This window comes from Stygiolobus caldivivus, from assembly GCF_019704315.1.
Lineage (GTDB): Archaea > Thermoproteota > Thermoprotei_A > Sulfolobales > Sulfolobaceae > Stygiolobus > Stygiolobus caldivivus.
In genome coordinates this window covers 610,872-629,958 of sequence record NZ_AP024597.1, presented here as the reverse complement: position 1 = coordinate 629,958, position 19,087 = coordinate 610,872, and the positions used below count along the sequence as shown (strand labels likewise).

18 protein-coding genes are annotated in these 19,087 nt (G+C 40.6%); 3 read left to right on the top strand and 15 right to left on the bottom strand.

The genetic code is table 11. The annotated features are described in order from the left end of the window. Nucleotides 1–464 precede the first annotated feature (464 nt). A complete protein-coding gene (locus KN1_RS03195) occupies nucleotides 465–2,798 on the top strand; it encodes a hypothetical protein (protein WP_221289382.1) in 2,334 nt (777 codons plus the stop codon). 16 nt (nucleotides 2,799–2,814) lie between these two features. Here KN1_RS03195 and KN1_RS03190 read toward each other — a convergent pair whose 3' ends face one another. Continuing rightward, nucleotides 2,815–3,186 (bottom strand): putative metallopeptidase, encoded by a 372-nt coding sequence (locus tag KN1_RS03190; protein ID WP_225905767.1) that lies wholly within the window; start codon nucleotides 3,184–3,186, stop codon nucleotides 2,815–2,817. A gap of 120 nt (nucleotides 3,187–3,306) precedes the next feature. Beyond that, nucleotides 3,307–3,864 carry a metallophosphoesterase family protein gene (locus tag KN1_RS03185; protein WP_221289381.1) on the bottom strand — a complete coding sequence of 186 codons (558 nt, stop codon included), beginning with the start codon at nucleotides 3,862–3,864 and terminating at the stop codon, nucleotides 3,307–3,309. A gap of 55 nt (nucleotides 3,865–3,919) precedes the next feature. Here KN1_RS03185 and KN1_RS03180 point away from each other — a divergent pair, with 55 nt between their 5' ends. After that, nucleotides 3,920–5,029: a tRNA sulfurtransferase gene (locus KN1_RS03180; RefSeq protein ID WP_221289380.1), complete on the top strand. Its 1,110-nt coding sequence runs from the start codon at nucleotides 3,920–3,922 to the stop codon at nucleotides 5,027–5,029. Nucleotides 5,030–5,129: 100 nt separating this feature from the next. On the opposite strand, the gene KN1_RS03175 is transcribed toward KN1_RS03180, so the two are convergent. The 12 genes from KN1_RS03175 to KN1_RS03120 form a co-directional block, all read right to left on the bottom strand. Next, nucleotides 5,130–6,185, bottom strand: a complete 1,056-nt coding sequence (locus KN1_RS03175; RefSeq protein WP_221289379.1) for an inositol-3-phosphate synthase — start codon at nucleotides 6,183–6,185, stop codon at nucleotides 5,130–5,132. Further along, nucleotides 6,182–7,576: an NADH-quinone oxidoreductase subunit NuoN gene (nuoN, locus tag KN1_RS03170; RefSeq protein ID WP_221289378.1), complete on the bottom strand. Its 1,395-nt coding sequence runs from the start codon at nucleotides 7,574–7,576 to the stop codon at nucleotides 6,182–6,184. Before nuoN ends, KN1_RS03175 begins: the two co-directional genes overlap by 4 nt. Nucleotides 7,577–7,581: 5 nt before the next feature. Then, on the bottom strand, nucleotides 7,582–10,995 hold the full coding sequence (locus tag KN1_RS03165; protein WP_221289377.1) for a proton-conducting transporter transmembrane domain-containing protein: 3,414 nt from the start codon (nucleotides 10,993–10,995) through the stop codon (nucleotides 7,582–7,584). A gap of 3 nt (nucleotides 10,996–10,998) precedes the next feature. Beyond that, nucleotides 10,999–11,286 carry an NADH-quinone oxidoreductase subunit K gene (locus tag KN1_RS03160; protein ID WP_221290510.1) on the bottom strand — a complete coding sequence of 96 codons (288 nt, stop codon included), beginning with the start codon at nucleotides 11,284–11,286 and terminating at the stop codon, nucleotides 10,999–11,001. Next, nucleotides 11,280–11,789, bottom strand: coding sequence for an NADH-quinone oxidoreductase subunit J family protein (locus KN1_RS03155; protein WP_221289376.1), 510 nt, complete (start codon nucleotides 11,787–11,789; stop codon nucleotides 11,280–11,282). The genes KN1_RS03160 and KN1_RS03155 overlap by 7 nt, the downstream gene beginning before the upstream one ends. Beyond that, nucleotides 11,773–12,300 carry an NADH-quinone oxidoreductase subunit NuoI gene (gene nuoI, locus KN1_RS03150; protein ID WP_221289375.1) on the bottom strand — a complete coding sequence of 176 codons (528 nt, stop codon included), beginning with the start codon at nucleotides 12,298–12,300 and terminating at the stop codon, nucleotides 11,773–11,775. The genes KN1_RS03155 and nuoI overlap by 17 nt, the downstream gene beginning before the upstream one ends. Next, nucleotides 12,288–13,358 carry an NADH-quinone oxidoreductase subunit NuoH gene (gene nuoH, locus KN1_RS03145; protein ID WP_221289374.1) on the bottom strand — a complete coding sequence of 357 codons (1,071 nt, stop codon included), beginning with the start codon at nucleotides 13,356–13,358 and terminating at the stop codon, nucleotides 12,288–12,290. Before nuoH ends, nuoI begins: the two co-directional genes overlap by 13 nt. Beyond that, nucleotides 13,358–14,563 carry an NADH-quinone oxidoreductase subunit D gene (locus KN1_RS03140; protein WP_221289373.1) on the bottom strand — a complete coding sequence of 402 codons (1,206 nt, stop codon included), beginning with the start codon at nucleotides 14,561–14,563 and terminating at the stop codon, nucleotides 13,358–13,360. Before KN1_RS03140 ends, nuoH begins: the two co-directional genes overlap by 1 nt. Continuing rightward, nucleotides 14,547–15,053 carry an NADH-quinone oxidoreductase subunit C gene (locus KN1_RS03135; RefSeq protein WP_221289372.1) on the bottom strand — a complete coding sequence of 169 codons (507 nt, stop codon included), beginning with the start codon at nucleotides 15,051–15,053 and terminating at the stop codon, nucleotides 14,547–14,549. The genes KN1_RS03140 and KN1_RS03135 overlap by 17 nt, the downstream gene beginning before the upstream one ends. A 6-nt stretch (nucleotides 15,054–15,059) precedes the next feature. After that, nucleotides 15,060–15,449: an NADH dehydrogenase subunit 3 gene (locus KN1_RS03130; RefSeq protein WP_221289371.1), complete on the bottom strand. Its 390-nt coding sequence runs from the start codon at nucleotides 15,447–15,449 to the stop codon at nucleotides 15,060–15,062. Nucleotides 15,450–15,578: 129 nt separating this feature from the next. Next, nucleotides 15,579–16,334 carry an FAD-dependent thymidylate synthase gene (gene thyX, locus KN1_RS03125; RefSeq protein WP_221289370.1) on the bottom strand — a complete coding sequence of 252 codons (756 nt, stop codon included), beginning with the start codon at nucleotides 16,332–16,334 and terminating at the stop codon, nucleotides 15,579–15,581. Nucleotides 16,335–16,466: 132 nt separating this feature from the next. Beyond that, entirely contained in the window at nucleotides 16,467–16,805 is a 339-nt protein-coding gene (locus tag KN1_RS03120) for a DUF2175 domain-containing protein (RefSeq protein WP_221289369.1), read from the bottom strand. Nucleotides 16,806–16,850: 45 nt separating this feature from the next. Here KN1_RS03120 and KN1_RS03115 point away from each other — a divergent pair, with 45 nt between their 5' ends. Then, a complete protein-coding gene (locus KN1_RS03115; RefSeq protein ID WP_221289368.1) occupies nucleotides 16,851–18,011 on the top strand; it encodes a hypothetical protein in 1,161 nt (386 codons plus the stop codon). 1 nt (nucleotide 18,012) lies between these two features. Here KN1_RS03115 and KN1_RS03110 read toward each other — a convergent pair whose 3' ends face one another. Then, on the bottom strand, nucleotides 18,013–18,717 hold the full coding sequence (locus tag KN1_RS03110; RefSeq protein WP_221289367.1) for a Rossmann-like domain-containing protein: 705 nt from the start codon (nucleotides 18,715–18,717) through the stop codon (nucleotides 18,013–18,015). Between the last annotated feature and the right edge of the window lie 370 nt (nucleotides 18,718–19,087).

The following is a 19,087-nucleotide window of genomic DNA, read 5'->3' as shown; positions in this document are numbered from 1 at the left end:
TATAACCAACTATGTGTAAATTGCAAGCTCTTTTTTTCCTATGAATTTAATGATATCTTATCTATAAAGCCAGGAAAAAATAATGGCGCTAAGACTTTTAATGACTTTTTAACCTTCTTTCTTACCTAATAAAATCTATCTATTAACCTTGTCGTAATATTCTAACGCTAAATAAGATTCGCTAAATTCACAGAGTTGTCACTGAGCTGTAAAGCACCCTCATAGAAATGTATATAAAGTCCTTGTCCTATACCGCCACTTAAGGATAAGGTCCCCCCACGCACAATTTATAGATTAACGACTACACTGTGAGTATATTCAAGAAATTAACGGCTAGCCCCATTATAATAGTTTTAAAATGAGGGATAGACAGGCCTTGTTATCCCCTTACAGTTGGTTTAAACAAAACCATAATTTGGTAAAAAGTTTATAAACCTTTTCTCGTTAGCTGATTTTGAATTAAAATGGCGAAAGGTTCAGCTATAGCTTTCGGTATAGTAGTTGTAATTTTATTAATAGTAGCTGCGCTAGGTTTTTATGAATACTCCGTAGCAAATAGCAATTATTCCTCAGCAGAGTCCTCTCTGTCAGCACTGAGCTCCAGTTCGGCAGCTCTGGAAAGCAGCTACAGCCAATTATCCCACAACTACACAGTCCTAGAGCAGATGTACTCTTCATTAATGCAAAAGACTGTTACATCTACAGTAACTACAACACAAACGACCACATCGACTCAGACAGTGACCGCGACGCAAACTATTACCGCAACACAGACAGCTACTTCTACATCAGTACCAATAACAATCTCTCCTTCCGAGGGCGGAGCTCTAGCAGCTGTAATGGAGTTCTACGACGGAATAGCTATTGAGTGTCACTCCGATGTATTACCGTTCTTAGCTCCCAACTTTACAGCGACAATAACTGGGACACCGTTCCCCGGCACATATAATTACATGACGTTTAATTCCACTTGGTTAAGTCAATTCTTCGGGAATTATGAGACAGTATACTTCTATACCACTGCACTACCTACAATAACCATGATTTCTAACGGTACTTATCAGGTAACCGATGTAGTACAGTACTTTGTAGCTCCTACAAACGACCCGGTCTATTTACAAGTGTTCAACGCGTCAAACACAATAACTGTCCAAGACATAAACGGAAAACTATTGATCACACAACTCATGTGGAAAGGTAATGAAGTCCCGCCTTCTACGGTAATTGTGGGATATCCGTCACAGCACCAGCTACAAGCTAACCAGATCTTAGAGGAATACTTATGGGAGGTCAACTCACTGGGTGCAGAGTTCCCCGGAAATGTAACTGCTAAGTACTTCTCTCCTAACGCCGTATTACAAATTAACGGCGTTTTACCCCCTGCACTAAAGAACGGGACATATAGTGGAATAGCTAACATAGAGAACTTCTTTAATCAGTGGGACAATAACTTTATCTTTGTGCTAGATTACTTACAAGACTTAACACCTAGCGGAGCCGCAATACCCCCTACAGTGCAAGTTAACTTATCACCTAACGGTGCTAACGCGACACTAGTAGTTAATGATACTGTATTATTCGGGTTCTTAAACCAAGGTGTACCGGGCTTCCCTGCAATTTACGATATGCACGTAAGCGTAACTACTTACTTAGTGTACAATTCCACCGTAATGCAATGGGAGATAGAGAACCAGACTTGGAATGTGCAAGAAGTACCGATCCCATCTGACACAGTTTATTACCCGTTAGGGCCTGCTACATTCCACGTAGTTACAGAAGATACCGTGACCGTGAACGCAAGCCAGGGTGCTGTGTTACAAGCGGGCAACATTATAACTGTAATAAAGCCCGGGACTTACGCATATAATATGAAATTAAACAAGACTTTTAGCGTGTATAATTTCTCCTTAATTATATTCAGTATGACCGGAGTATATGCTCCTGAGAATACAAACTTAACCCCACTATATGCTTTTGCATTCGCAATAAACGGACAGATCACCCCAATATGGAGTCTAGTAACGAACGCAATGAAACCTAATCCTGCATACACGATAGTGCTAGGAGGTAATCCGTATTGGACGTCTTGGACATGGTTCGGCGGGACTTTCAATGGTACGACATATGTAGGAGGTAGCTATAAATTTGCAGATACGTGGGTGTATGGACAGGATGTAATGGCTAATGTACAGTTCTTTAAACCTGTATTGTGGATCTTTGAGTCCTCTCCTACGCCGGTAGGAGTAGCACCTACACCAGTTTCCATGCAAGTATCTCCGGTGTTTGGGCTAAACCCAATAGCCAGTTACACATACGAGGTAAATGCGAAGTATGGCGGAGTAATACAAGCAGGTAACATTATAACCGTTATAAAGCCCGGATCTTATGTAGTCGCTAATTCTACCGGGACTCCTATGAACTTGACCACATATAATTTCTCCGTAATATTCTATCAGCTAAATAATATACAGAATTACCAGAACGGTACACCGGTAATTGCGTTTGCTTATGCTATAAACGGTTATGTAGGTCCGAAGGACTATTCTACTCAACAATGGATAACAGTCATAATGACAACGTCACAGGGAGCTAAGATGTATACTTGGTTAGCTAATGGCTATGCTTTTATGGATCCAATACTTGTCGGAAACGGGATAGTAGTGAACTTAACGTTCTTCAGACCGGTTCCATGGATCTTAACATTACCGGTGTCCACAACGTCTACGATGTCTTCAATGTCATCATCGACTCTCTCCTCTACTACGTATTCCTCCACAGTAGGTTATTGGGGTTCATAAAATAAGTCAAAAGTTTTTAACAAATTTTTTTACTTATTTCTAAGCTCTTTCTCTTTGCGTGTCTAAATTCCTTGGCATTATGGCCTCTTAGACCTCCCGTCATTCCCATAGGTATGTGAGTGAGTTCATGAAATATGACCTCAACTCTTTTTTCACAGCTTAAGATATCGTATTTTTCCGAAATTACTTCTACGACATATAGTATCTGGGGATGTAGTATGAACCTCCACTGTGAGGGCATCATAATCACTCTGGCTATCGCGTTGCTCCTTGAATTATAGCTCCTAATAAATTGGATCCTGGTCATATCGAGCCCGAGCTCACCTATTTGGTTAACTCTGTTGGCCAGTTCCTTTACATCATTTGCAAACTCGTATTTTATTGCCACGATATAAATAGCCCTCCAAAGGAATAAAAGTTACTAAACAGCTAAAACTTATATATAGTTGGATAAGTTAGTTATCTGCGGGATAGTAGCTGAGCTGGTCTTATCAAGTTTTTATAGGTGTCAACTTATACGTATTATCTCTATTTTCCCGTCAACTATTCTTATATAACCTCTGTCATTATATAGGTTTTCAACTGAGCTCATAGTACCCGCGTTTGCGCACCGGATTCCATGAAAGTACACAAGGGCATGGGAATGCCCCAAGATGATATACCGCGAGAAGTCAGCCTTTACCACTCTCGCTAAAACACAAAACCCTAAGGGGGGTAAATAGTAATTTAGCTTCTTCAGAGTTTTTGCTAATGAGTATTGTGTTCGTTCTTTTAAGACCTGGTGTCCGTGAAAGAATAGGAACTTCTTTTTGTTGTTTTCTACTTCGAGGACTTCAGTATCTCCTTCAAGCACATCCCCGTCTCCTTTGACGTACACTACTTCGTTTGCTGATAAACTATCTAAAAATGTCCTATATCCTGAGTTAAGCTCGGTGACTATATCCCCTAGGAGTACAAGTAAGTCAGGGTTCTCGGCTCGTGTTATATGGGTTATTAGTTTCTCATTACAGTGCGGGTAATGTATATCAGAGAGGACTAGTATCTTTCCCTCGACTTTTTTAAACATCAGTATGTAAGTTGACTTTTTGGGATAAAAGTAAAAGATCGGATAGTAGATAGTAATGGGAATTATTATTGTTAGACCTTCAGGAGAACTGGCAATTAAGTCGAGCTATGTGAGGAGGATCTTTATCAGGAAATTAGTTAAAAATATTTCAACTCAGATAACAGTAAGTAAATGGAGAGTAGACCAAGGTTACATTATTTTAGAGACTGAAGGTGACGTGTCTAGGCTTTCCTACGTGTTTGGTATCTCTTATTTTTACGTAGCTGAAGAGATAAACTTCTCGACGATCCAAGAGCTCGCTCATGCAGCTGTGGAAAAGTTCGCTGAATTGGTTAGAGGTAAGAAGTTTGCTGTTAGAGTGAGGAGGACTGGGGAGCATGAGTTTACGAGTATGGACATAGCTAGGGAGGTTGGAAAACTGCTTCTACCCTTTAGTGCAGGTGTAGATCTAGAAAACCCAGAAGCGATAGTTCACATTGACGTAATACAGAACCGTGCATACCTCTATTCGGAGGAACATCAGGGGCCTAACGGTTTCCCCGTGGGGACTACGGGAAAAACTGTAGTATTATTCAGCGGTGGACTTGACTCTCCAGTAGCTACGTGGATGATGATGAAGAGGGGTGCAAAGCCTATACTCCTAAACGTAAAGTTAGGTGGAGAATTGCAAAAGAACTTGGTAATTGATGAAATAAAAGTCCTCAGTAAATGGAGTGGAGGAGAAAAGCTAAAGGTCTACTTTGTAGACGGACTTAAGATCTCTACCTATCTATCTAACGTAAATAAGTTCCTCAGAGTTATCACTTTAAAAAGGATAATGTATAAGCTAGCAGACTTTTTGGGAAGAAAAACCGGTGCGTACTCAATAACTACCGGGGAATCACTTTCCCAAGTATCATCTCAGACTATGAAGAACCTTTTCGTCAGCGAGTACGGGATAAACAGGCCTGTTTTTAGACCTTTAATAGGTATGGACAAAGAAGAGATAGTCTCCATATCTAGAAAAATAGGGACTTACGAGTTATCTTCTAAGATGCCTGAATATTGTATAATTTCCTCTAAAAGTACTGTAAGGGCAAGATTAAGTGAAGTCCTAGACAATGAAAAAGACATAAACATTGACTATAAAGACTTACTAGACCATGCAGAGGTATTAGAGGTGTAAGGAAAGCATAGATGAGGTTAAAGGGGAAAACCAGAATTTGGAGTTTATTCCCAACCTTGTTGTGATCCTATCATGATACCTCAGCTCTCATACGGTTATATCATCTATCAAGCCGGGGTTCTGTCATCACTTTATTAACGTAATCCATTAGAACCTTCTTCGATTCCTCTATGCTATCATATATAACTGGAGGTTTTTTAAAGTAATATCCGCAGATCTCAGGGACAGAACCTCCTATGCCCTTATCTTTTAATGACTTAGCTAGCCTGATCAGGTCGATTAAAGGGACTACAGCATTGAATGAATCATACGATTTAAAGGATATATCAACCCTAACTGGTATCCCTATAGAATATTCCCCCTCAATAACCATGTAACTGACCCTCCTATCTCCCAAGAACTCTACATAGTCTGAGGTACCTGCTACAACATTAGTCCCGTTGGAATGTTTGGAAATGTATTGGCTTTTTATATCCTTCTTTAGTTCCTTCCTCCAGTCTTCAAGAGTCACTAAAGTCTCTGTCGTACCTGAGATGTCTATTTGGTAAGTCCTAGTTACCCTAACCCCTCTGCTCTTCAGGAACTCAATAATACCGGTATGTAAGGCAGTCCCGCCTATCTGACTTAAAAGGTCATCGCCCATAAGGGGAATGTGAGATTCCTTGAATTTAGTGTCAAATTTCTCGACAACTGAAGAGGGGGTAGTGTTAATAAAACTTGAAAATGCATTTAACGACTTCTCAGCATAAAATTCTGTAGCCTTCTGTGCTCCCGTAGGTAGTAAGTTAACCACTACATCTACCTTATTCTTCTTTAACTCACTGATTATGTCAACCGGTGTTTCATCGGATTCCTCTACAATCCTCTCCAAGACGCCCTCCCTACCGTCTAGTGTTTCTCCTCTTAATACAATTACGTCATTTTTGACGTCTACTTGCTTGGGCACCACATTGGGTTTTTCAAATATAGCCTGAGATAATTTCTTTCCGACCTTCCTTTTATCTATATCAAAAGCACTTACGACTTCAATTTCCTCTGGCCTGTAAGGAAGAGAAGTCAGAATACCGTATATAGGTTTTCCCTGCTTTACCCACTCTAAAGACTGCAATAGGGCACTTGCTACATTCCCTACACCTACAATAGCTACTCTTATCAAATTAACACCCCGAAAATTAATGGAGCTAATATTCCCAATATTATACTTAAGATTGACGCTATTATTGTCGAACTCCTCTCTGGAGAATTTACAGCTTCAAAACTGCCTTCTCTGAACATTTCCCTTATCGGAGGGATATAATAACCCGCAGCTATGGCACTGTTTAAGAACCCTATAATAGTCAACCAAGGTTGTGAGAAAGAGGACTCAAGTACGAAGAGCTTAGCCCAGAAACCTAAAATAGGCGGTAACCCAAGGAGGCTAAGTAATAATATAGATATAGCAAAAGCTAACGCCTTGTCCCCGTTGCCTATCCCCCTAAACCCCTCGAAACTACTAGTCCCAGATATCTTCTCTACATGTGATAGAGCAAGGAATAGACCTGCTTGTGCTACCGAATAAGCTATAAGGTAGACCATTAATCCGGCCAGAGCGACAGTCTCGTCATAAGGGAACATTGCAATAGCTATTAACATAAAGCCTACTTGAGTTATACTACTGTAGGACAACATAGCAGCAAAGTCTTTTCTTGAAAATGCCGAAATGTTACCGAATACCAGACTTGCAATAGATATTATTACGAAGAGGACAAAGACGGTCAGTGAAAGTGTAGAGCTCATGGGTTGGATATAGTAGAGGATTACTACTAAAGGGGCTATCCCTACTATTTTACCTACACTGGAGACGAAGGCTACGGACACCCTGTCAGCCATGGAGTACACGTCAGGAAGCCAGCCTTGGAACGGGAAGGCACCGATCTTAAACAAGAACGCTACGGAAAAGAACAGAATACCCACAACGACTAGAGACGTATAGGAAACGGTAGCGTCTAAGGATAGGCTGTTGATCCCTAGGACGTAAAACGCCAAACCTACTATCATTAGAGAGCTCGATAAAAGCCCCATGACTAAGTACTTGACTCCGGCTTCGGTAGAGTTATAGTCTTTCTTTAGCATAGCTATAACGTAAGTAGCTGCTGATGCAATACCCCAAGAAGCAAATATCGTCAACACATTATAGGCAAACGCTAGGTATAGGACTCCCAAATTGGTCAGTATGACTAGGGACAAGAAGGAACTCCTATTGTCCCAGTCCCTTAACTCGTTTATGCCCCCTATGATTATTATTATAGACGCTAAAAGGGAAGCTATCGCTATAAAGTAGCCGAAAGGCGTTAGGTGAATGGAATAAGAGAACAACCCGTATCCATAGTACTTTAGGGTGAAAAATACCACAAACAGGATAAGGGATACTATTAGCGAAGCAAGGGCAAAGTAAAGAGCCCTTAAAAAGCCCTCAGTCTTTCCGTTATCTACGTAGAGTACTGCTATAGACGTTACTACCATAATTACCGATGGTATTACTATAGGTAAATATATGGAGAGTTCCATACTCCTTACACCCCCATTATTATTATTAAAATAAAGATCAGTAACGCGAAACCGCCCAAGTAGAGTAAAATATAATCTCTTAATATCCCGGTGTCTGTGCCCTTAACCAAGCTATTCCCTACCTGGATAATACCTTGAGGTAATTTAACGTTCAGCCCCATGTCTATGAGCCCGTGCTCGAACTTGTTGTAGACACCTTGTGCAAACCTAAACCCGGAGATCCCTATTATGTCCATTATAGGGTTAACATACCAGCCATAGTATAAGAAATCTGTTAAAGGCCTTAGCGGTGTCTTACCCAGATCGGCCCCGTTAAAGTATAGGCCGAAAGATATTATGACACCTACTAATGCACCGGCTAATGATATGAAATCAATCGAGGTTAGAGAAGGTGAAAGACCTAAGTGGATAAAATAGGGCTGTAGATAAAACGCAAAAACACCTCCTAAAATAATAGAAGCTAGTACCGTAAATGTAGGGGCCACTACCATAAGTAAGTGTACATGGCCTTCTTCATGGAGATCTTCACCTCTTCTCCAAGTGAACGTCTTTACAATATACCTTATAATGTATATCCCACCGAGGAACTCCACTAACGCGTACAGCGTAATAAGACTGGTATTGGCTACTAAGTTTCCTATTAGGTTATGGGCCCAGAAACCTATAAGCGGAGGAATACTGGCTAAGTTTAACGCAGCTATTAACTGTAGTACAAAGACTACGGGCAACCTCTTATACAGTGATTTAAATACACCTACGTATCTGTTCTCAGTGTAATGGATAACGCTCCCCGCGTTCATGAAAAGCGACGCCTTATAAGAACCGTGGGCTATCATCTGAATTAGACCAACAATAATTCCTGAACTCAAAAAGCTTAGGTTACCTGTAGTGGAAGCTAGGAGAGCACCTACCGACGATGACAGTATCATTAGAGATATCTGGTCGGCTGTAGAGTAAGCTAAGATTATCTTCTGCTCGTTAGCTGCTAGGGCCCCAGTACTAGTATAGATAGCTGTAAACACGGTTACCCCCACCATTATACCCATCAGGACTGTGGTCTGTGGGTTAGGGTAGAGGAAATAGGGATATATTAAGAAGGTTAGAATAGCGCCTAGGTTTACCATAGTAGCAGCGTGTATGAGAGCACTCACCGGAGTTGGACCTGTCATAGCAGTTAAAAGCCACTGTGTCAGGGGGAATTGCGCACTCTTCCCTAACCCTCCTAAAAGGATGAGGAAGAGTATGACCCAACCGTAAGGTAAGAAGTAAACTGTGTGGATAGCGGTAAATAACCCTTGATAAAGGAGGGTTACCCCGGCGTAGTGGGTACCAGTAGTCAGTAATAACAAGTAACCGAGTCCCACTATAAGACCTACGTCAGCCAATCTCGTAAATATCATAGCCCTTATTCCGCTCGTCGTAGGTCTGGACAAGTACTCGATACCTAGGACTTTTCTCCCGAAGTCCCCTACTACATTTCTCTCGTTATCGTCTAACCAATAGCTTATTAGACCATAAGATGCAAGGCTTGTCCCTTCCCAGCCTGCCAAAAATAGTAGTACGTTGTCAGCAAAGACTACAGTTAACATAGAAGACACGAAGAATCCAAAGAACCCCCAATACCTTCTTAATACACTGTCCTCCTTCATATAGCCTATACTATAGAGGGAAATGAAGAAAGCTAGCCCTGACACGAAAAGACCGATAATGCTCTGGAGGAGAGAAGAACTGTAGTCAAAATAACCGAATAAAGTGTAAGACTGTGTTTGGGTAAATAGGGGGCTACCAACTGATGATATAAGAGATGAGACTGATAAGACCATTGAAATACCTATCAGAAGCGTCACTATTGCACCTCTCAAGTCCTGGTTAACCGACCTAGGTAAGACTAGTACTATTAGGGAGCCTAATGCGGGTAGTGTAGTTATAAGGAATAAGGAAACGGCGGAACCTTGCGTACTCTGTATAAAATTGTTGAGGGAGTGTACTAGGAATTGTGGGAAGAAGAAGAAAAAGACGCTTGTTACAGCGATTATAACCATAGGTATTGAATACTCGACCGCCTTGTCAAGGTCTACTTTTACCTCTTTCAGCCCGCTGTAAACTTTCTTAAATAGGTAGGTACCGTAAGCTGACGAAATACCTATAGCTATCATCAACAACGCCACAAGGACTATGAGCCAGCCTAAACCTACTATACCAGCCATTTGCCCTACAGCCAATAAGAGGAGTACTTCGCTAACGAGGCCGATCGAAGGAGGAAGCCCTAGGATGTTAAGTAGTCCAATAAATGCTAAGGTCGAGTGTAGGGGGGACACTAAGTATAAGCCTCCTAACTTTTCTATATCACGCTCTTCAAGTTCAGTTATTGACGCACCCGCACTCATGAAGAGTAGGGCTTTACCCAGCCCATGAGAGACGTAGATAAGGACTGACGCTATTACACCCAAAGGTAATTCTAAAACTGTAGACTTCAGGCCTAAGTATAGGGAAATGGATGCCCCGAGCAACATATAACCCATCTGGGAGACGCTAGAATAGGCCAAGAACCTCTTAAAATCTCTCTGTGCTAAAGCGTTAAGCCCCCCGTATATCATGGTGATTATAGCCCAGCCTATGAAGATAGGAGCAAGGTATGAAAATGCAGGGAAGAGGTAGTAATACACCATTACGACGTATATCCCTAGCCCCACCATGTTAGGGCTGAGGAGGATAGATATAGGTGTAGGGGCCTCTCCGTGGGCATATGGTAACCATATGTTGAAACCGGCTATAGCACCTTTTACCAACATACCTATGATGCCTACTAGAAATATTAGCTCAGCGAGAGAGAGCGATGAATAATCGTAAGGTATGCCGTATGACGAGTATATGTCCATCTTTCCTGTAGTTAGCCCGAGGATGACAATAGATGTTAAAGTAAGTATAGTACCTATATGTGTCCATATAAAATACATTAAGCTTATTCTCCTCCTATCACCGTAACCGTAGAGGAGTATTAGGAGGAATGACGTCACTAATGCAATCTCTAAAAATACGTAAAGTTCTAGGAGGTTAGTGGAAACTACCACATATAGCATCGAGATAGCGAATAGACTGTAGAGACCGTAATAAAGGCTCCAGCTTTCTTTTCCTATTTCGTGGAATTTCTTCTCCATATATCTGGTAGAATAGAACACGGTGACTAACGTCACTAATATTATCGTGACTATAAAGGCGTAGTTAAAGTCGTTTACCGTGAACCCAAAACTGCCTATGTCACTAGCGACATAAAACGTATAGTATAACCCGTACCTAAAAACAAAGTAAATATTGACTAGGATTGAAAGTGCTGAGGCTATACCGCTCCCTTTCCCTTTAATAAAAAACGCCATAGAAGCAAGAGCGAAAGATATTATGAAAATAAATAAGGATATCATCCCTTACTCTACCTCCAGACTACCCTTTGTCCTATAATAGAGGAAAATAGCCGCGAATGCGACTACTACTTCTATTAGAGCCATACCTATGGCAAAAATAGAAAAAAATATTGGTAAATATACATGGTTGAGGATAGATGAGGCTGAAAATACCATTAAAATCGAGGCGTTTACTATTATCTCGGAAGAGAGTAAGACCCTGATTATGTTTTTACTATTGAGAAGGCCATAAGCACCTATAGCTAGAAGAATAATAGCTATTACCAGACCAAGATCTCCTAAGATCACGATCTTTCACCTCTAGCTAGAGATAGGGCTTCTATCATAGTCGTGAGGAGGGCTATGACTAAAATTACAGTAGGGAACCAGTATTGTTGTAAAAAAGTGTTCGCAAATTGGACTAGATTAAACGTTACAGGGGTGTATTTTATACCAGTTAATGAGGTAAAAGTCACGAATAGTCCTAAAAACGTTAGAGCACCAACTACTAGTGCTACAAGTCCCGCCCAAGGGATTTGCACTTCTCTTACCTCTAGACCCCTGAAGACAACTAGGGAAATAGACAAGAATACTACTGCTGAACCTACGTATAGGAATAAGTGAAAGGCGGAGTAAAAGGCATATGCTGAAGGGTTTAGTAGAGCTATAAGGACAGCAGTTGCTATACCTAAAAAAGCTAGCCCTACTGAGGCGTAGAAGACATTCCTTTGCCTAGTGATAAATAAAGCGGAGGCTATGCTAAAGACAGAGAAAATTATAAACAAGCTAAGTTGGAAATCATTCGTCTGGTACATACTTTATCCCCTTTTTCTCATCTATTACTGTCTTCATTTTTTTAACTACGCCTTCCACCGGAGCTGGAGAATCAAAATCCTGGTCAAACCTATCCGGCCTAAACACTAGATCCCTCCTGTTGGTAAAAGTCGCATCATGGACTCTGGTCTCCTTAAGTGCGTCAACCGGGCATACGTCGACACAAAAGCCGCAGAATACACACCTGCCGTAGTTTATACTAGGTAACTTCTTTCCTTCCTCTGTTACCATTTTCATGGCATCAGCAGGGCATATTAGAGCACATAGAGTACATCCTATGCATATGTCCTTATACAGCCTTATCATTCCCCTATAGCCCGTAGGTAGAGATAGTGCTTCTTCAGGATACTTTACCGTGATCCGCTGTGGGGACACCATATACTTTAGTCCTGCTCCAACAGCTTGGACATGATCCGCAAAAAGCCTAAACGGGTTCTCTTTCTTATATTCTTTAATTTTCGGATTATTATCTTGCTCTTTTACCTGATCCATAACCAACCCACCACCAAACCTAGTAAAATAGAAGCAAAAGCTACGGGGAGTAAATATTTCCAAGACCCCCTTAGGGCTTGGTCTAACCTATACCTACCGTAAACTCCCCTCAGAAAAACGGAGAACCATAAAACAATAATTGCCTTTATAGAGGTAAGTAACGCACCGGGTAAACCCGAAAGAGGGGCCCAACCACCTAAAAATAGGTCAGCGAATATGAAAGAGTAAGCAAAAGTAGCTATATAGCCCCCACCCATTGCTAGTACAAATAGAAAACCGCTATACTCTGTTGCGGGTCCTAGGACCAGTTCTGTGTCCGCTTCAACTATGTCGAATGGAAACCTCCCTGTCCCCATTATCATCCCTACGAAGAACACTAGTGCAGCCAGTGGATTTGCTATTATACCAGGTATTCCCGAGCTAACAACCTTTGCCATATCCAAAGTGTGGTATTCTAGTGCTACAGCTACTACAGCCATAACAATTAACACATCATATGAGACAGATAATAAGGACTCTCTTACAGCACCTAGGATGGCGAATCTGTTATTAGTAGCCCACGCTTGGAGCAATATAAAGATAGGGATAACAGCCAATACGGCTAGTGCAAGGATCATATTGTATTGGACAAAATAGCCGACCATTACACCTTGCCCTATTTCAGGATCATAAAAGTCGTGATAATATATAGAGAGTATTGAGCCTGACTGGGGAATTGAAGAGAAAGGTATGAGCACCATAGGTATAAAACTAAACGCTATTGGCAGTACCGGTGCTAGTACATACAATGTAGGGTTAACTCCGTTTGGAATAATTATTTCTGAAAATACGATTCTTAGAGCATCGGCTACTAATTGTAATATACCTCCAGTCCTCTTGGATACATACAGAGGGCCTATTCTCATTTGTATCCTAGCCGCAGCTTTTCTTTCGAACCAAATGGTTAGCAGTAGAATTAAGGTTGTGAAAATTAACCCTGGAAATATAATTACAGCAAAAAATGATGGGTAAAATAAATAGAACTTTATTATACTAGGGATAGAGGTGAGTGGGAACATTACCTATCCGCCTCCGGAGGGAAATAATCTAGACTCCCATATATTGCGACCAAATCAGCATACCTAGCGCCTTTAGCTAGTTGTTTAAAAACATAAATTAAACGGTAAGAAGGTGTTATCATCCTTAATCTATATGGTTTTGGAGAACCGTCACTGACTAAGTAATATAAAAGTTCTCCCCTAGCAGCTTCTACTCTGCTTACGGCTTCACCTTTAGGAGGCCTGAAAGAAGCATAATAACCGGGGAAGACTACTTTCTTCTGACCTTCCCACCATTTCTTTAACCTAGTTGGTGGGATCTGTTTAAAGAACCTATCGCTCAGTATGTTCCCTTCCGGTATCTCTTTTATTATCTGTTCTATAATCCTCATGCTCTGTTCTACCTCTTCAAACCTGACTAGGAGCCTAGCATATGCATCTCCTTCTTTATAGACTGGAATTTCAAAATCTAACTTACTATAAGCAGCATAAGGCTCGATCTTTCTCACGTCATAATATACACCGGATGCCCTTAGGTTAGGACCTACAGCTCCCCATTTTATCGCGTTTTCTTTAGTCATAACTCCTACATTCTCTAACCTACTCCTTATGTTAGGGTTCTTAACAAATATCTTGTACCAGTCTCTAACTTTCTTCCTCTGATATGCCAAGGCTTTCTGTATCATTTCCTTTATTGCAGGTGTTAGATCCCTTCTAACTCCACCCGGTATTATGTAAGAGTTAGTAACTCTAGCTCCAGTTAGGGCCTGAAGTATCTCTACCCATACTTCCCTATCACCAAAACCCCACATAAATGCGGTCGAATGCCCTAAAAATATACCCAAAATCCCAGTACCGTATAAGTGGCTTGCGATCCTGTTCACTTCAGCAGCTAATGACCTCAGGTATTGGGCCCTCTCTGGTACATCCACTCCGATTATCTTTTCTACGGCTAGAATATAGCCTAAGTTCATGTGTATGGAGTCCAATATAGCTGGTCTTTCAACGAGTGGAATAAGGTGCATGTAATTCCTTATTTCACTAAGTTTTTCTACAGCTCTGTGAACGTAGCCTACATCTAGATCAATATCCTCTATTATGTCCCCATTTAACTTTACATAGATTCTCATGTGCCCAGATCCAGGGTGTTGAGGGCCTACGTTTAATTCTCCTTGGACAGGGACTATATCTACTTGTAACCCTGCTGGTTCAGGCTGACTTGTCAACAAACATCCCCTCCTGTTTTAACTTAAAACTCTTCCTTAACGGGTATACACCCTCGAAGTCTTCATCTAAAAATAACCTTCGTAATTCGGGGTGACCGTCAAATATTATCCCTAGCATTTCATATGTCTCCCTCTCTCCAGTCCACACGCTCTCCCAGATCGAGTATAAGGAAGGAAAGACGGGATCTTTATAACTTGTTTTCGTCTTTAGGGCTAGGATTACCTTTGCCAGGTCTGGGTTAGAATAGGAAGAAATGTGGTAGACGACTTCAAACTGGTTCTGTTCAGGATAATCAATCCCAGTGACGCTCTTTACGTGATCAAAACCAACTTCCTTTAAATACGAAGCAACCTCTACAATTTTAGTCTTATCCACTTCTATAAATCCTCTCGTTTCGGACTCCGCTTTACCGGTTACCTTAAATTTACTTATTACGTCTTGTATAAGCTTAGATAGAAGTGATTGTGAAGCTTGCTGAGGAGCTGACATTACTCATCACCTTCTAATTAACCAATACTGTATTATATTAACTTGCTTTATCGCGTAATATAGTACTGGATAGAGCACGGCTATGGTCGTAAGGACTATTATTAAAAGATTCCTGAACAGAACTAACGATGTAAAATATGATGCCTCTGATATAGAGAAAAGAAGGACAATTATAGGCTCTATTGAAGTATACACTAAAAGATAGCCGTAATATTGTAATGGGAACCAGAGACGCCCTTCTCCAAACGGAATATTCCCAGCTTCAAACCTGCTAACCTTGATGGGATTGAACCTACCTTCTACTGCTAACGATAATATCTTATATCCACCATACCCAGCTGCTAGAAATAAGATGAGAGGGAGCCCAAAGGCTAAAATAGCCTGCGTAAAAGCCATCGAGAGTAATCTAACTTTATCACCTAAAATACTTTTCTATCAATTCTTAGGAAAAGATAACATAAACTAAAAAAGAGATTTAAATTAACGAAAGCGTAATCTAAAGATTATTTCACTCTATAAAGGAGATTATCGTGATAATTTTGAGTTTTCAATACACTTTATAATACCCTCTCTTGGGACTCCTTCTATACACCTTTGGGATATAAACTCTGTCTTTTCGTTCAACGACTCTAAGGTCAATGGTGTATCACGTATGAAGTTCTCGTGGATTATGCAGTTAGGCCCTGCATAGCGGAACAGACGCGGGTGGACTTTCTTAACTTCCTCTAGCATCTTCCACGCGACCTGCCTGATTTCCCATTGTGCCCGGGAACACAGCCTCAGGGCAAAGAAGTTGTAAAGTTCCCGGGCGTTCATTGTAACGACGACGTTAGTGTTCACCCCGTTAGGCAGGACGTACCTGGCGTCTTCTTCCGGTACGCCTTCTTGTAGGAGTTCATAATAGTACCTATATGCGTCTTGGTACGCTTTTTCCACGACCTCCGCACCCCTCTTTTCTGCAGAAGGTGGAGTAACTGGTTGGTAATACTCGTCTACGGGTTTTGCGAAACGGTGGCTCATCTGCGTATAAGAGGCGATACGGTGCCTGACCAGCTGGTGGGAAGCTACCCTACTTATCCCTTCTATACTGAACGTATAAACGCTGTGTTCGAGCACTGACCAGTAGCCATGAATAATTGCGTCCCTAACCCACTCCTCCACCTCTTCATCCGTCATCGTCTTCGCGTGGTAGTCCCAGCCTTTCCTACTCCTGCTCATCTTAGATGCGATAGCGACTACCCTTTCCCCATCTCGTGTATAAGAAACTAGTGTGACTTTCATTGACTGCAAACTTATACTCGTAATCGTTTAATACGCTTTTGGTATTATATTACTCTATGATGCTAGGCACTTCTATTGTACAAGTATTAACTTAATTAATTATTAATAATAAAAAGAAATAATAAATAAAAATTAACTTACTACCGAACTTAGTTTCTCAACTAGTCTAGTCAGGATGGCGGCATTTTTTTCTGCGTCTTTTTCTGTTTGATCTAGAGCTTTCTTAATTTCTTCATTGTCTGTGACTTTCGACATTCTTTGCTTATACACTACTATTTTATTTAATTCGTCTTCCAACGAGTCGAGGACTACACCCATCGTATCTTGGTTAACTTTTGCAGTCTTTAAGGCTCTCTCTTTCAAACAAGTGAAGTGCACTACTGCCTTGTTTGACAGGAAAGTAAACAATTCGTCCCAGTAGATAGGGTTTCCGCATAGTCCACAGTTCCATTTAGTTTGTGGTCTACTCATTAGGGAGAGTAAGTTATTAAACTGTAAATAAGCATTACGGTAACTATGATATCTGAAAAAATCATCGCTGACGCTAAGTTTTATAATAAGTTATTAGCAATTTTCTTTACATCTGAAAAATGCGATATATGTGATGAGCTTTTTGAGAAAGTAAATAAGTTACAGATAGCACAGAAGTTTTACCTATTGAAACTGAATGCGGTAGAATATCTTCAGTATTCTGTCAGGTTCAGTAGGGGGATTATCCCCTCGATCGGTATTGTAAGCCCCGATGGAAGGCTCTTAGGTATAATAGAGTCAGAAAACTTAGATTATATAGAAGATAGGTTAAGAGATATATACTCCGATAAAGATAAAATAGTAGGGATATCACCACCAACACCACAGGAGACAATAGAAGTAAACCCTGCTGATTTTTATGATATAGTGACCTACGCACTTGACGGTAACCCTTTAGACTTTAGAGGGGTTGAATTTCTGAAGTTTTATTCAAAGATCCATAAAGAATATGGAAAAGTCCTAGCCCTGACCAAGCCCGCTGAACCTTTAGCCGAGTTTCTACTAACCGGTAAAAAACCTAACCTAGATGAGACTTATACTTCTAACTTGGCTTTAAATATAATCCTCGAGATAGAGAGAGATGAATCAGTAAAAAAATTACTAGATAGGATCAAAGAGGACGGAAGTGTAGTTAGGAGCAGCAGGAACGAGGTTAAGGGACTGTTAATCGACCAAGCAATGGTAGGAAATGCGTTAGTCAAACTCTACCAAGATTCTTTCGACGAAAAATACCTTGATCTAGCCTTAAAGGTATATAACTGGACATCCTCAAACCTCTCTGACAAGTTAGGTTTTAGAGACTGTAAACCAGAAAACGAGCTAACTCGTGCACCCGTGTACGAGCCTTTAGCGAATTCAGAAGCGTCAATATTTTTCGCTAAACTATGGGCTATTACTAACGACCAAAAATATCTTGAAGACGCTAAGAAAGCAATGAACGTAAGCTATACTCTTGGGAGTGATATCAGGGTATTATCCAGAGTAGCCATAGCTTACCTAAAAATTAATGAATTAGTAAGGAGTACTGTTAAAGTAAAGGATGACATTAGGGTGGAAGTAGTGAAGGATAATGGATGTAGCAATTCTGAATATAAATACTCTAATAGTTGTTACAAGAGCCTTGAAGAAATAAAGACTTCTATATAACTTAAAGTTTTGTGTATATTTTATAAGTATACTTTGCTAATTGCCTACCTGAACCACCTTCACACACGGTTCTGAATGCCCTGAACTTATCTAAAGGCTCTATTTTACTTACATATTCAAACCCGTAACTCCTTAAAGTAGAAGGTGCATAGACCGACGAAACCCCGCTTAAAATTAAGTGGTCAGCAGATATCTTTTTTAATATATTCTCAGTGTATCCTGCTACGAGAGCGGAAGCAAATATAACTGCCGTATTACACGATTCTGAGGCTAGTGAAGAATAAGGCTTGATGATGACTTTACCCAGATTTTGTGGATCTGGGTTTTTAAAATCGTATATCAAAATAGAGGAAAACTTATTTGTCTCAACTACTGGCGAATACCCAAATAGACACAGCTTATTACCTTCTAGGTGGTCTAGAGGGTCTCCTCTTTCATATGAAGGCAGATAACTTACCGCATTTAAGATCGATAAAGTGACCGATCTCTCTAAGGGGTTAGAAGTCAGTTTGCCCACCACGTCCTCAGCTTCACTCCCCATTATCTCACCGCTCAGACTATTTTCACCGTCCAATATCGTGTGTGAAATCCCCAGACTACCATCACTCAAAAGGCTTACGGAAAACGCTACGCCCACACAAGAGTTGGTTATCTTTTTGCCCTTTAGGGCAAACCGTAACTCATTTATTATCTCTTCCAATATCATTAAATAATAGTGGCGAAAAAGAGTAATAAAAAATGAATGAAATTGCCAACAAGATGAAGATGTTCCACCCCTTGCGATGGATGAGCTAAACCCGCAATTTCTGATGATGAAGTGGGAAGAACCTGAAATGTGAAGAACGCTCCTTATCTGAATGCGAATAATGGTAGCGCAGTCATTTGTATATAAATTTATCAAATGACCTTTTTCTTTATAAAGAGTATAAACACCGAATTAACATATCACTATGTACTAAAAAACTTATAGAAACATAAATAGCTTAATGACGACACTATGTTAGCCTCTAACAATTTTTTAATGTATTTAGAGAATAAAACTAATTATGAAAACCGGCGATAGGACGGAAAAATAA